This window comes from Nostoc flagelliforme FACHB-838 (assembly GCF_014698065.1).
Classification (GTDB): domain Bacteria; phylum Cyanobacteriota; class Cyanobacteriia; order Cyanobacteriales; family Nostocaceae; genus Nostoc; species Nostoc flagelliforme_B.
The window spans coordinates 15,579-28,669 of sequence record NZ_JACJSI010000083.1; the positions used below are offsets into that span (position 1 = coordinate 15,579).

General features: G+C 41.4%; 13 protein-coding genes. 6 read left to right on the forward strand and 7 right to left on the reverse strand.

What is annotated here, in order from left to right; translation table 11 throughout:
• The first annotated feature begins 314 nt into the window (after nucleotides 1–314).
• Entirely contained in the window at nucleotides 315–1,565 is a 1,251-nt protein-coding gene (locus tag H6G97_RS27470) for a glycoside hydrolase family 10-like protein (RefSeq protein WP_199349686.1), read from the forward strand.
• A 120-nt stretch (nucleotides 1,566–1,685) separates the two neighbouring features.
• On the opposite strand, the gene H6G97_RS27475 is transcribed toward H6G97_RS27470, so the two are convergent.
• Nucleotides 1,686–2,369 carry an ATP-dependent Zn protease gene (locus H6G97_RS27475; RefSeq protein WP_190943738.1) on the reverse strand — a complete coding sequence of 228 codons (684 nt, stop codon included), beginning with the start codon at nucleotides 2,367–2,369 and terminating at the stop codon, nucleotides 1,686–1,688.
• Nucleotides 2,370–2,592: 223 nt separating this feature from the next.
• Here H6G97_RS27475 and H6G97_RS27480 point away from each other — a divergent pair, with 223 nt between their 5' ends.
• Nucleotides 2,593–2,808: an HVA1 family protein gene (locus H6G97_RS27480; protein ID WP_190943739.1), complete on the forward strand. Its 216-nt coding sequence runs from the start codon at nucleotides 2,593–2,595 to the stop codon at nucleotides 2,806–2,808.
• Nucleotides 2,809–2,817: 9 nt separating this feature from the next.
• The gene (locus tag H6G97_RS27485) at nucleotides 2,818–3,144 is read left to right on the forward strand and encodes a DUF3140 domain-containing protein (protein WP_190943740.1); all 327 of its coding nucleotides are present in this window, start codon (nucleotides 2,818–2,820) and stop codon (nucleotides 3,142–3,144) included.
• Nucleotides 3,145–3,197: 53 nt separating this feature from the next.
• Here H6G97_RS27485 and H6G97_RS27490 read toward each other — a convergent pair whose 3' ends face one another.
• The 6 genes from H6G97_RS27490 to H6G97_RS27515 form a co-directional block, all read right to left on the reverse strand.
• Complete coding sequence (locus tag H6G97_RS27490; protein ID WP_190943741.1) at nucleotides 3,198–4,040, reverse strand: CheR family methyltransferase; 843 nt, start codon at nucleotides 4,038–4,040, stop codon at nucleotides 3,198–3,200.
• Nucleotides 4,040–5,101: a protein-glutamate methylesterase/protein-glutamine glutaminase gene (locus tag H6G97_RS27495; protein WP_190943742.1), complete on the reverse strand. Its 1,062-nt coding sequence runs from the start codon at nucleotides 5,099–5,101 to the stop codon at nucleotides 4,040–4,042. The genes H6G97_RS27490 and H6G97_RS27495 overlap by 1 nt, the downstream gene beginning before the upstream one ends.
• A 102-nt stretch (nucleotides 5,102–5,203) precedes the next feature.
• Entirely contained in the window at nucleotides 5,204–5,590 is a 387-nt protein-coding gene (locus H6G97_RS27500; protein ID WP_190943743.1) for a four helix bundle protein, read from the reverse strand.
• A 53-nt stretch (nucleotides 5,591–5,643) separates the two neighbouring features.
• Nucleotides 5,644–6,948, reverse strand: coding sequence for a methyl-accepting chemotaxis protein (locus tag H6G97_RS27505; RefSeq protein WP_190943744.1), 1,305 nt, complete (start codon nucleotides 6,946–6,948; stop codon nucleotides 5,644–5,646).
• A gap of 17 nt (nucleotides 6,949–6,965) precedes the next feature.
• A complete protein-coding gene (locus H6G97_RS27510) occupies nucleotides 6,966–7,436 on the reverse strand; it encodes a chemotaxis protein CheW (RefSeq protein WP_190943745.1) in 471 nt (156 codons plus the stop codon).
• The gene (locus H6G97_RS27515) at nucleotides 7,429–9,645 is read right to left on the reverse strand and encodes a chemotaxis protein CheA (RefSeq protein WP_190943746.1); all 2,217 of its coding nucleotides are present in this window, start codon (nucleotides 9,643–9,645) and stop codon (nucleotides 7,429–7,431) included. Before H6G97_RS27515 ends, H6G97_RS27510 begins: the two co-directional genes overlap by 8 nt.
• A 574-nt stretch (nucleotides 9,646–10,219) precedes the next feature.
• On the opposite strand from H6G97_RS27515, the gene H6G97_RS27520 reads away from it, so the two are divergent.
• Genes H6G97_RS27520 through H6G97_RS27530 form a run of 3 tightly spaced genes read left to right on the forward strand, consistent with a single transcriptional unit; the run spans nucleotide 10,220 to nucleotide 12,832 of the window.
• Nucleotides 10,220–10,585 (forward strand): response regulator, encoded by a 366-nt coding sequence (locus H6G97_RS27520; protein ID WP_190943747.1) that lies wholly within the window; start codon nucleotides 10,220–10,222, stop codon nucleotides 10,583–10,585.
• A gap of 6 nt (nucleotides 10,586–10,591) precedes the next feature.
• Nucleotides 10,592–11,194 carry a chemotaxis protein CheX gene (locus H6G97_RS27525; RefSeq protein WP_190943748.1) on the forward strand — a complete coding sequence of 201 codons (603 nt, stop codon included), beginning with the start codon at nucleotides 10,592–10,594 and terminating at the stop codon, nucleotides 11,192–11,194.
• Nucleotides 11,195–11,218: 24 nt separating this feature from the next.
• The gene (locus tag H6G97_RS27530) at nucleotides 11,219–12,832 is read left to right on the forward strand and encodes an ATP-binding response regulator (protein WP_190943749.1); all 1,614 of its coding nucleotides are present in this window, start codon (nucleotides 11,219–11,221) and stop codon (nucleotides 12,830–12,832) included.
• The last annotated feature ends 259 nt before the right edge of the window (nucleotides 12,833–13,091 follow it).

The following is a 13,091-nucleotide window of genomic DNA, read 5'->3' on the forward strand; positions in this document are numbered from 1 at the left end:
TAAGAATGATTATAATTCCTATCTATTAGTGATTTTATTTTTTGAAGTGTCTAAGTGAGATGGAATATAACCAATGCTTATACCAATATCCATTGGGCACTTAATGGCTACTAGCTGCGTCAAGCATCTTATAACTTCGCTAGGTCTGCTTTAATTTCTTTTTCTGGTGCAAAAGTTCCATAAGCAGGGAACGAAAAACTACCAACTCATTAATCATATAGTAAGCATAAATACTTGTAAACTAGATGGTTAGTAGATTCAATTATAAAAACGAGCAATGGCGTGTGTAGGTAGTTAATGCATCATTCAAATCTATGAAATCATCTTTTTTTGTTCAAAGTTGGCGGCGTAGATGTATAAAAGCTTGTCGTCAGATATCGCTCAAGTATCTTTTTCCACTTCTCGTTTTTATATCCTTTGTTACGGTATTGTTAGTAGACAGTTTCACCCCTGTAATTACCGAAAGTGGTGGCTTCAGTGCGATCGCACAGATACCCCGTCAGGAAATTCGCGGGGTTTGGATGACCAATAATGATTTTGATACCCTGAAAAATCGCGCCACAGTGCAGGATGCAGTCAGCCAACTACGGCGAATGAACTTCAACACCATCTATCCTGTGGTGTGGAATTCAGGCTATGTGATGCATCCCAGTGCAGTAGCACAACGTGCAGGTATTCAACCTTTTGTCTACAAAGGTTCAGATGGACATGATATTCTCGCAGACCTGATTACTCAAGCCCATCGCAAAGGATTGCTAGTAATTCCCTGGTTTGAGTTTGGTTTCATGGCTCCCCCAACCTCAGAATTGGCAATGAATTATCCTGATTGGTTCACACAAAAGCGGGATGGTAGCCAAACTTCGATTAGTGCGGCTGGTGAAGTGATGTGGCTCAATCCGTTCCTCCCGCAAGTGCAACAGTTCATAACTAATCTCGTGCTAGAAACTGTTACCCAATATGATGCCGATGGCATTCAGTTTGACGATCACATGAGTTTGCCTCACGAATTTGGCTACGACCAATATACAGTTGCTTTGTACACCAAAGAAACTAAGAATCCTCCCCCAACTAATTCCCAAGATGCGGCATGGGTAAAGTGGCGGGCAGATAAAATTACGGCGTTCATGGTACAACTTAACCAAGCTGTGAAACAGAGAAAACCCCAGGCAATTTTCTCTGTTTCTCCTAATTACTATGATTTTGCTTACAAGTTTCACTTGCAAGATTGGCTGGGTTGGATGCGGCAAAATATTGTGGACGAGTTAATCGTGCAAATTTATCGTCCGGATCTGCAAAGTTTTGTGGCTAATATTTCCCGCGCAGAAATTCAAGAAGCGCAACAAATAATTCCAACTGGAATTGGTATTATGACAGGGTTACGAAATAATCCAGTTCCCATGCAGCAAATTAAGTCTCAGGTGCGGGCTGCCCAAGAACGCGGTTTAGGCGTAACATTCTTTTATTATGAAAGCCTTTGGAATTATGCCCTAGAACCTTTAAATGAGCGACAAGCTGGATTTGCTACTCTCTTTCCATCTCCCGCACTCCGCGCCAGAGTTGAATAACGTTTTTTTCAAAATAATGTTAATGAGTTCGTAGTAAGGACTAAAGGCTTTACTACAAATTCTTGAAACTAGGTTGATATCGTAGGGGCACAACATGTTGTGCCCCTACCCATGTACTCCCTAATCTTTATTTGCTGCTGCTAACTCAGCATGGCAATCTTCTACGGAAGTGCGTTGTCGCATGGCATTTACTAAAGCCTCATAGCTAGACCAATTTTCTTCCAGTAGGGTTTTTGCTTGCAGCGCATGAAACCGCAATTTCTGCTGATAAGCTGATTCAGAAAAGCCCAAAATTGCCAAGACTCCTATCAGCTTGCTTTTATCATCAGTTCCACCTTCAGCATTCTTAAAAACTAGGGTTTCAGCAGCTATACCCGCCATCCAAACAGTGCAGTAGCGGTCTAGCATTTGGGCACTGATTTTACCCACTTCTAGTTGAGATGCTAATTCGCCATCATCAAAGCTAACGCCACCTTGTCCAGGTTGTCCCTGTTTCCAGGCTTCCCAAGCGCTGAGTGTGTAGCCGGTAACGGGAATACCCAATAGGTAAGCAACCAAGAAATGTCCTGCTTCGTGGTGGACAATGCGATCGCGGTGTTCACTTGAAAAACCAGCAATCCAATCTAAAAAAATAGTACCACCCTTACCTTGCAAGCTGAAACTATCTAATGTCGCTATGCCTAAGATGGTGAAAGTAGCGATCGCTGGTACTGCTGGTGATAAATTCAAGAATGGCCCCAGCAATACCGATAGGGTCATCAGAAAGATAGATATTGCAACTAAATTTAGGCTAGTCTGGCTCATTGAGAGTTTTTTGAGAATCTACTTAATCTCTCTTCATTATCATGTTATACACAGCTTTTGTATCAAGGTGGTTGTAGCGATCGCCTAATTTTTTGATCTTACACCTAATTAAATTACTGGCTTAATAACAGATGTTTTCTCTATCACTAGAATGATGGCTGTTTTTCCAGTCGCAGACATAATGTGACGTTAGTAGGTATAAAACATCCAACAGGAGATGAATGTGGCTGAACAATTCAAAAAGGGTGATCGGGTTGAATGGAATACTTCACAAGGCAAGACAATTGGCAAAGTAGTAAAGAAACTCACTTCACCTACAGATATAAAAGAACACCATATTGCTGCAAGTGAAGATAATCCTGAGTACTTAGTTGAAAGTGATAGAACAGGAAAACAAGCTGCTCACAAGCCTGATGCTCTCAAGAAAGTAGAGGAGTAATAGTTAATTATGAGCAAAGATGTTAAATCCGTGATTGCCGATTTTCATCAAGTTGTCAATATGACACCCAAGGAACTAGAGTCTTGGCTAGATACGGATGAGTCGCAAACTGTGGGGCAAAAAGATGGCGACGATGAGTCAATCGGTCATAAATCTGGGCGGCATATCATTCAGCTATTGCAGAAAAAAGATGACTATACCGATGATGACCTTTCGCACATGAAGAAAGTTATTAGTTACGTCCACCGTCATTTGGCGCAGCAGCCATCGGGCGACTTAGAACACACACGTTGGTGCTACTCTTTGAAGAATTGGGGACACGATCCACTCAAGTAAAATACCTAGCGGCTGCAAACAGCAGCTTGCTCATTTTTACCTCAATCGGCAATTTAAACTTCAGGATTGTGCAATCGATAGCAGATAGCCTTGTCAAATAAAACCCGCTTGAATGATTCATCTAAGCTGATAGTCGTTTCACCACTACCTAGAAACAAATAGCCATCTGGCCTTAATTGCTGCTTGATCTTTTTTAGCAAGGCTTTCTTGGTAACAACATCAAAGTAGATTAAAACATTCCGTAAAAAAATAACATCGAATTGCGGCAGAGATGACCAAGATTGCAAAAGATTCAACTGACGAAAATCAACCATCTGGCGGATTTGTTCCTTTATTTGCCAGTCAGTATCTAGCTTTTGAAAGTAGCGATCGCAAATATTTTTAGAGAGTCCACGATTTATTTCAAGTTGGTTATAATGCCCTTCGCGGGCACGCGCTAAAACCTTAGTAGAAAAATCAGTTGCAATTAGCCTTATCGACCAATTGGTAAGCATGGGGAAATGTTCATTAATTAGTATGGCGATGCTATAAGGTTCTTGTCCATTAGAGCAGGCAGCACACCAAATGTTGAGCGATCGCTCACTTTCTCGTTGTTTAATTAACTCTGGTAGCACGTATTTTTTCAGTGCTTCAAAAGGGTGGCTATCACGAAAGAATGAGGTTTCGTTAGTGACTAACGCCTCGATTGTCTGAGCGTGAAGACTATTAAACGGGTGAGTTCGCAAGTAAGTAACCAAATCAGGGATAGAAGCGAATCCTGCCGATTCGACAATTGGCTGCAAATGTAACTCTACTAAATAAGTTTTATCACCAAACAACACAACGGCTGAATGATCGTGAACTAATTGACGAAGATACTCAAAATCAGTGCTGCTTACACCCATAATCTGTGTCATTACAGGTCTGAAGGAGGAACTTGATTGAAACGAATTCTGTGCATAATTTCATCTGCGATTTGGTTAAGTGGAAGAATTTTATTGGCAAGTCCGGCATTAATGACAAAACTAGGCATTCCCCATACGACGCTAGTAGCTTTATCTTGTGCAAGTACTTGTCCACCCGCCTCGCGTATGCACTGACAGCCATGCAACCCATCTTGCCCCATACCCGTGAGGATAACAGCGATCGCTCCACCCCCATAAACTTTTGCAACCGATCGCAACAGCACATCGACTGAAGGACGACAGGAGTTTTCGGGAGATGCTTGATGTGTGGCAAGTCTAACCCCAGTTTTATCGCGTTGCACGATTAGATGAAAATCTCCTGGTGCAATCCAGGCATGTCCCGGTTTTAGTATCTGTCCGGAAACGGCTTCATCTACTGGGATTTGACACTTGGAAGCTAATTGTTTAGCTAGTAGTTTCGTAAACATTGGCGGCATGTGTTGCACAATCAAAATCGGCACTGAGAAATCTGCTGGAAACTCCTTAAGCAGTACAGCTAGAGCATTTGGGCCTCCGGTAGAAACCCCAATTGCCACAACCTCCACCTGCTGTATATCGTTACGAACGGGAAAAATGACTGGATGGGTAATTACGCTTGGTGTGAAAAATGTACCAAATACCTTAATTTTAGGAATCAAATCATCCCGAATATGTTGGGTTGCTGCCTCTACACTTCCTAAGTTACTAGGTTTTGTGGCATAGTCTGAAGCACCTAAAGAAAGAGCTTCTAGGGTTGCGATCGCTCCACTGTGTGTGAAGGTACTATACATAATCACTGGTAAGCGTGGATATATTTTTCGGATAGCCGACAGGGTTTGCAAACCATCCATCTCCGGCATCTCGATATCCAAAATGATCACATCGGGATTAACTTGGGAAATCTTGGCAAGGGCAATGCGACCGTTAGCCGCGACTCCTACCACCTCCAGTTCTGGATCGCTAGACAAAATTTTACTTACTCGACTCCGTACTATTACGGCGTCATCGACAATTAGTACCCGGATTTTGGGCATTTGGCATTGGGGATTGGAGGGCAGGGGGGCAGAGGAGGCAGGGGGGGCAGAGGAGGCAGGGGGGGCAGAGGAGGCAGGGGAGGCAGGGGGAACAGAGGGAGATTAACGATTCATCAACCAAGGCAATGGATGATTAATCATATTTACTAGACCAGATAAAACTTGGTTGTAACTTGCGTAAAGCTCTCGTCCTGTTTGCACATCCATATAGTTACATTTGACGGCAAATTCAATCCAAGTTTGAGTTTCAGATGCCTCAGTTTCACAGTCATTCAACTTAGCTACAAATGCTGCCTCATAACGGCGTTTCCGCCAAGCTTCTGCCATGTTCGCACATACAGAGCGAGAAGAACAACGAATTTGGTCAGTTAAAGAATATCGTTCCTCCACAGGAAACTTTTTTGATAGCTCAAAAATTTTCATTGCTGTTTCAAAGGCAATTTTATAAATTCCCAAGTCTTTATGGTCTTTAATAACTTCTTTAGTCATTGTCTTGCCTCCTCTGCTCCCCCTGCCTCCTCTGCCTCCCCTGCTCCCCCTGCTTAATACTTGAACTGATTGACGACTTTCTGCAAATCTACTGCCATTCGGGACAGTTCTGTGGCTGCCTCTAAGGTATTAGTAGTTCCTGTAGTTGTACTTTGAGTATTAAGTGCTACAATTCCAATACTTTTGGCAATATCTGATGTTCCTTTGGCTGCCTCAGCCATATTTCGACCAATTTCATTTGTAGTTGCTGTTTGTTCCTCAATAGCACTGGCGATCGTGCTTTGGAAGTCATTGATTTGATTGATAATACTAGTAATCTGAGTGATGGCTTGAACGGCGCTTTTTGTATCTGTTTGAATTGCTTCAATTCGCAAGCTTATATCTTCAGTCGCACTTGCCGTTTGTTTGGCTAATTCTTTCACCTCGTTTGCGACTACGGCAAATCCTCTACCTGCATCCCCGGCTCTAGCCGCCTCAATCGTAGCATTGAGTGCTAGTAAATTTGTTTGCCCTGCGATCGAGGTAATGACTTTAATAACTTTGCCAATTTCAATGCTACTTTGACCGAGTTTGTTAATTGTCTCATTTGTGCGGTCAGCTGTTTTAACTGCCTCTGTTGTGACCTTTGCTCCTTCAGTAACGGTCTTAGCAATTTCTCGAATGCTAGCATTCATTTCTTCCACAGCAGTCACAACTGTATTAGTATTCTGACTTACCTGTTCAGCAGAGGCAGAAGCAGAAGTGGCCTGTTCGGCTGTTTGTTCAGCGTTCTCACTCATTTCTTTACTTACTGCGGTCAGTTCTTCTGCCGAAGACGCAACTGCTGTTGCCACCTCTGTCATCTGTCTGATTGAAGACCTCAGACTGCTAATCATCTGATTTGCATTATCCGTGAGCAGCTTAAACTCTCCTGCATTGCTTGCCTCGATTTGCTTGGATAAATTTCCTTGAGCAACGGCAAGGCTGACCTCATTAATACCTTTTATCTGCTCTTTTAAATTTGTAGACATCTGATTCAAGTTGTCGAGCGATTCTTTCCAACTCCCGCCTGCTCCTTTGACAACGGCTTGAGAACCGAGCTTCCCTTCAATACCAATCTCGGATGCCAAGCGATTAACTTCGTTAGCAAAGTTTTGATTTAAACTCACCAATTCATTAAAAACTGAGGTTATTTCACCCAGTTCATTATTCTCATCAGCTAAACGGACGCTAAAATCTCCGTTTTTTGCTGCCTTAAGTGCTATTAATAACGCTTGCAATTGCACTTTTATTACACTGTCATCGGCCGGTTGCGAATCTGCACTATCCACCGAGGGAGATTTAGAGTTGGCTGTTTTCCCAGCCCGATTTGTAGTCATTGCAAAGCGCTCCTGAATTATTCGATAATCTGATTTGTTAAATTAACATCTAGAATTTTCTCGGCGTCTAGAACTAACAGAAATCCCTCTGGGAGCGGGTAAGCTCCTGCTAGCATCTGACGCATTCTACCTTTTAACGTTGCGGGTGGAGATTGAAAGGTGTTTTGTTCAAACTCTAAAACATCTCCCACGCGATCAACTAGTAAACTGACGACTTCATAATCAGAACACACAATGATATTAAATCCCTGCGCCTCATCTACAAGTTTTGTAGTTGATTGTGTCTGCGGTTCGCTCATCTCTAATCGACGCTGCAAATCGATGACAGTAATAATTTTTCCACGTAAATTAATCAACCCACAGATATCTGGTGATGCCAAAGGTACAGGAGTCATCGCTTGTGGACGAATCACTTCTTGAACGTGTTGCACGTCAATACCAAAGTAAACTCCTTTGAGAAAAAATGTGCAAATTTGTTGTTCAGCCATGAGTCGCTAGTTGCAGCAAATGAGGGTTAGCAATCTGAATTACAGTCTCAATGTCAAGAATTTCTGTAATTTGTCCTTGAATTACAGCACAGAAAAGCACACCAGGTCTACTAGGAATACCTTTAATGGTTAGTGGTTCTTCCACAATATCAAGAATGCGCTCGACCACTAGCCCAACAGTGAGTTCTGCATAAGGAGAGACAATAATTATCTGGAGCGTTTCTGCAACTGTCGCCAAAGCCTCATCATTAAAGTGATTACGATCGCGATTGCCGAATGTCTTGTGAAGATCAATTAGTGGCAGAATTTGACCATAAGACTGGTAGACATCTTGATTAGCCACTTTTTCGACAGCAGAAGCAAGAATCTCTTCGAGCCGATATACGATCGCTAGTGGAATGCCCATACGTGCGCCTTGGGGGCCCTCAAACAGCAAAATTGTTTGGTGATCGCCTGCTTGCTCTTGGCTATTTACAGCATTTTCGCTCAATAACTGCTTTTGTTTGGCGGTTATACCAGTTCGGTTTGCCAGACCAACAACATCAATAATTAATGCCACTGTGCCATCCCCTAAAACGGTGGCTCCTGCAAATAGGGACAGCATCTTTAACTGTCTTCCCAAAGGTTTAACTACAATATCTTGGATGTCTTCAATTGTGTCCACAACCAGTCCAAAGCGATAATTATCAACTTGCACAATTACCAGACTGAGTGTTTCTAAGTTGCTGACACTATTCTGTTGCAATACTTCGTTGAGGTAAACCAAGGGTACAAGATTACCCCGCAAGCGATACACTGGCACATCGTATAACATCTCAATACTATTGAGTGCTTCTAGGCGTACTAACTCTTGTAGACTCGCTTGAGGAATGGCATAGCGTAGACGCGGAGCGGCTTGTCGTGAGACATCGCCCCCACTGGTGACAATCAATGCTGGAATAATTGCCAATGTTAGCGGAATCTTGATTTTGAAGGTCGTTCCTTGTCCCTGTTGGCTGTGAATTTCAATCGTTCCGTTAATCTTCTCAATATTGCTCTTGACAATATCCATCCCAACCCCCCGCCCGGAAAGGTAAGTCACCTGTTCAGCTGTGGAGAAGCCGGATAAAAAAATTAAGTTCATCGCTTCTGATTCGCTCATGGTTGCAGCTTGCACAGCGTTCACTAAACCAAGTTGCTGCGCTCGCCCTTTGAGCCGTTCTAAATTCAGACCGCGACCATCATCGCCAATTTCAATATTGACTTTGCCGCTTTCGTGAAAAGCTCTGAGAAATAGCCGTCCTAAGCTTGGCTTTCCACAAGCAAGCCGCTCGGGTGGTAATTCAATCCCATGATCGATGCAGTTGCGGACTAAGTGCGTCAAGGGGTCTTTAATTGTTTCAATAATACTTTTGTCTAGTTCAGTCTCTGCTCCCTCCATTTCTACTTCAACTTCTTTACCGGAAGCGATCGCTAAATCGCGGGTGACGCGAGGGAACTTTTGCCAGATGGAACTAATTGGTTGCAGTCGAGTTTTCATTACCCCTTCCTGCAATTCGGCCGTAAGTAGGCTCAGATGCTGGCAAGTAGCAGCAAAACTATTATCCTTAAATTTTGTACTAAATCCGATTATCTGGTTACGGGCTAAAACGAGTTCACCCACTAGGTTCATCATCTGATCTAGCAGATTAACATTGACTCGGATATAAGCAGATTCTGATGTTGTCGTTGATATTTCTGTGAGTTCGTGATTGAGAGCTTCAACAGACTCATTAGCTGCTGTATCTTTTTGTGGTGCTTGTATATTAACAGGCAATTGAGAGGGTTTTGGAGTCTGTTTAGTTTCTGACAATCGGGTTAAAGTTGCGATCAGTGCTGAATAATCGCGATCGCCATCCTGCTTTGTAGCTTGAATTCGAGATAGGATTTGCCGAATGCTATCAACTGTTTGTAGTAAAATACTAACAATGTTAGGGGTGATTGCTAGCTGGCGATCGCGCAGACACGAGAGCAAATTCTCTCCAGCATGAGCAAGTGATTCTAAATTAGGAAACGGTAAAAAGCCGCAATTTCCTTTAAGCGTATGGAGTGAGCGATAAATGCGAACTAATGCTTCTCCATTCGCAGATGTTTTTTCTAGCTCAATAATATCGCCTTCAATCTGATTCAGGTTCTCATAGCTTTCAACGAGGAATGCTTCTATATCATCGTCAATTTCATTTAACTCCATTGGTTAACAAAGTAAAGTTTTATATATTTTATTTTAATACTAATTTTATATCAAACCTTAGCAATCTCTATCCAAAGACAGATGTTTGTCTTTTTTCAGACTGAAGACATAATATTTGCCTTAATGATATAGTTATGAAAGAGGCAATGTTATAGTTGCCATTCAACTTAAACTTTCAAGAATAGTCGTGTGCCTAAAATTACAGCTAAATATTTTTCAAACAACCTCTTAGTACTACTCAAAGGAGGTCAACGAGCTATAAGTCAAAATATATATGAATGGCATCAGCCTACGAGAAATCAAGCAAGTAACAGATATCCATCATACAACAGTTTTGCATTAGCTTCAGAAAGAAAAACTTGAACTAGATTGGATTTTCATTATTAAAAATTTTCGCCCCACAGCATAGCATTATAGTTTCAGCGATTTTAATAATTTTTCCGAAACTATCAGTTTAATTTATATTTGTAAAATTATATTGATTTATTATTTAATTAATTCATTTTAATTAATAATATAGGCTAATTAGCCTAGATCAAGAATTATTAAGCTAAAGCACAAAAGGACAAAGCTGATGGCAATGGTTTTGATTATCGATGATGCAGCTTTTTCTCGCAGAATGATCCGTAAGTTTCTGCAAGTCGATGGCTATGAAATTATAGAAGCAAGTAATGGGCGTGAGGGGTTGGAAATGGTTTATAATCATAAGCCAAATTGTGTATTAGCGGATCTTTTAATGCCAGATATGAATGGCTTTGAATTTTTGAAAGCTATGCAAGATAAAGAATTAAAAATTCCGACCATTATCATTTCCGCCGATATCCAAGAAGGGGCACGCAATCAAAGTTTTAGCTTGGGAGCAGTCAACTTTATTAATAAACCGCCAAAAGAAAGTGAATTGCGAAAGGCAGTCCAGGAAGTTCTTAGTATTAAGGAATAAGTTTTCATGAATGTGACAACAGAAGAACTGGATGCCCTAGAAGAGTTAATTAATATTGGAGTCGGTCGAGCAGCAAGTCTACTTAATGAAATGGTAGACTCTCACATTCGTCTGAAAATTCCAGTTGTTAAAGTATTAACTGCTGCCGATGCCTATCAAGAATTAACAAAACGATTTCATGATGAGACTTTGGCATTTGTAAAACTACGCTTTACAGGCTCTTTCTATGGCACGGCCAGCTTAATTTTTCCAACTGAAAGCGCATCAACATTGGTTGCAGTGCTTACAGGTGAAGATCCATCGGCTGACTTAGATGCGGTTAAAATTGGCACCTTGAGCGAAATTGGTAACATTGTCATAAATGGGGTAATGGGTTCGCTTAGTAATGTGCTAAAGCGGCATATAAACTACACATTGCCCGTTTATATAGAAGATACGCTGGAAAATTTATTATCATCTGCATACGAGAGCGATTCCAAAATATTACTAGCGCAAGCCAGTTTCACAATTGAGCGCTTAGAAATTATCGGAGATATTATTTTAATCTTTCTAGTGGGCACTTTTGATGCCCTAATAAATGCAATGAAGGACGAAATGGAAATAATCTAATAATATAAGAATTTTAAGAATACAATGAATATAATTGAACAAGCTCAGGAAAAATTTAGCCTTTTAGATAAAATTCCTTTAGGAGCTTTTGTTCTACAGTCAGATTATATTGTTATCTTCTGGAACTGCTGCTTAGAGGAATGGACAAAAATTTCCAGAAGTGAGATATTGGGAACTTCCATTCATGAATATTTTCCTCATCTGAATCAGCCTCGTTACGCTAGCCGTTTGCACCAAATTTTTCAAGGTGGGCCTCCGACAATTTTTTCTTCTCAACTACATAAATATATTATTCCAGTACCTATATCTAAAGATAAATATCGCATTCAACACACAACTGTTACTGCCGTATCTGCATTGGATGAAGATAGATTTTATGCTCTCTTTTCAATTGAAGATTTGACGGATTTAACGTTTCGAGTTCAGGAATATAAAAACCTCCGCGATCAGGCTCTAGCAATAGCAGAACAACGTCAACAGGCGCAAGAAGCTGCTGAGACAGCAAACCGCATCAAAGATGAATTTTTAGCAATTGTCTCTCATGAACTTCGTTCTCCTCTTAATCCAATTTTGGGCTGGGCAAAACTACTCAAAAATCGCTCATTAAACGAAGCTACTACTGTGCGTGCCCTTGAGACAATCGAACGAAATGCTGAATTACAAGCTCAGTTGATTGAAGATTTGTTGGATATATCTCGCATTCTCCGAGGCAAACTAGCACTTAATTTAGAAACGGTTAATCTTGTTTTTACTATTCAAGCTGCTTTAGAGACAGTGCAATTAGCAGCAGAAGCAAAGTCTATTCAAATTAATCTTCATTTGGATACAGGAATTGGACAGGTGAAGGGTGATGGTAATCGTATTCAACAAATTATTTGGAATCTGCTCTCTAACGCTGTTAAATTTACACCATGCGGTGGACAAGTCGAAGTCTATTTAGAACAGATTAATTCTGAGGTACAACTGAGAGTTAGTGACACTGGTAAAGGTATTAGTCCTGACTTTATGCCATACGTATTCGAGTATTTTCGTCAGGCAGATAGTACTACAACCCGAAGTTTTGGTGGATTAGGACTTGGTTTGGCGATTGTGCGCCAACTTGTCGAGTTACATGGCGGTACAGTTAAGGCAGAGAGCTTAGGAGAAGGACAAGGTGCGACGTTTACAGTTAGCCTACCCGTGTTTCAACATCTGGAATTAGCAAGGGAAGATGACGATCTATCAAACGGCTCCTATCCATCGTGTATGCTTTATGCTCCATTAGAAGGAATACGTTTGTTAGTTGTAGATGATAATGCTGATACCCGTGAGTTTCTCGCTTTTTTATTAGAACAGCAGGGAGCAATCGTGACGATCGCAGCATCTGCCAGTGAAGCATTTACTGCAATTATGGAGTCAAAGCCAGATTTGCTGTTAAGCGATTTAGGTATGCCAGATGTTGACGGTTACACTTTGATCAAAAAGTTACGAGCAATGCCCGCCGATTTAGGTGGAGAAATTCCCGCGATCGCTCTAAGTGCTTACGCCGCAGAAACCACACAAAAGCAGGTTTTTACAGCCGGATTTCAACTCCATATCGCTAAACCAGCCGATCCCTCGAAATTAGTAGCTGCGATCGCAGCCCTTGTTAAAAATTAAAGCCTGTAAAGAAGGTAAATCCATATCTTTTCAGCCTCACATTGTTCCAGAGTTTCGTTGTGAGACTTTTCCTGCTGTTCTAGGAGATTTTCATAAAGTGCCATCGCTTCTGCAATTACTCCACTAGGGACTTCCAAGAAATAAAATTATAGCAACAGACAAGGCGGTTAGGACGCTAGGCGAAGTACATATTCCATAGCATCCCTGATACAGTCAAATTGAATAAGTTGTTGACGAATTCGACTCTTCAACCATGACC

What these genes read in the sequence shown, in the direction of transcription:
- H6G97_RS27470 (WP_199349686.1), top strand. Translation starts at nt 315, where the DNA reads ATGAAATCATCTTTTTTTGTTCAAAGTTGGCGGCGTAGATGTATAAAA.
- H6G97_RS27475 (WP_190943738.1), bottom strand. Translation starts at nt 2,369, where the DNA reads ATGAGCCAGACTAGCCTAAATTTAGTTGCAATATCTATCTTTCTGATG.
- H6G97_RS27485 (WP_190943740.1), top strand. Translation starts at nt 2,818, where the DNA reads ATGAGCAAAGATGTTAAATCCGTGATTGCCGATTTTCATCAAGTTGTC.
- H6G97_RS27490 (WP_190943741.1), bottom strand. Translation starts at nt 4,040, where the DNA reads ATGACACAGATTATGGGTGTAAGCAGCACTGATTTTGAGTATCTTCGT.
- H6G97_RS27495 (WP_190943742.1), bottom strand. Translation starts at nt 5,101, where the DNA reads ATGCCCAAAATCCGGGTACTAATTGTCGATGACGCCGTAATAGTACGG.
- H6G97_RS27500 (WP_190943743.1), bottom strand. Translation starts at nt 5,590, where the DNA reads ATGACTAAAGAAGTTATTAAAGACCATAAAGACTTGGGAATTTATAAA.
- H6G97_RS27505 (WP_190943744.1), bottom strand. Translation starts at nt 6,948, where the DNA reads ATGACTACAAATCGGGCTGGGAAAACAGCCAACTCTAAATCTCCCTCG.
- H6G97_RS27510 (WP_190943745.1), bottom strand. Translation starts at nt 7,436, where the DNA reads ATGGCTGAACAACAAATTTGCACATTTTTTCTCAAAGGAGTTTACTTT.
- H6G97_RS27515 (WP_190943746.1), bottom strand. Translation starts at nt 9,645, where the DNA reads ATGGAGTTAAATGAAATTGACGATGATATAGAAGCATTCCTCGTTGAA.
- H6G97_RS27520 (WP_190943747.1), top strand. Translation starts at nt 10,220, where the DNA reads ATGGCAATGGTTTTGATTATCGATGATGCAGCTTTTTCTCGCAGAATG.
- H6G97_RS27525 (WP_190943748.1), top strand. Translation starts at nt 10,592, where the DNA reads ATGAATGTGACAACAGAAGAACTGGATGCCCTAGAAGAGTTAATTAAT.
- H6G97_RS27530 (WP_190943749.1), top strand. Translation starts at nt 11,219, where the DNA reads ATGAATATAATTGAACAAGCTCAGGAAAAATTTAGCCTTTTAGATAAA.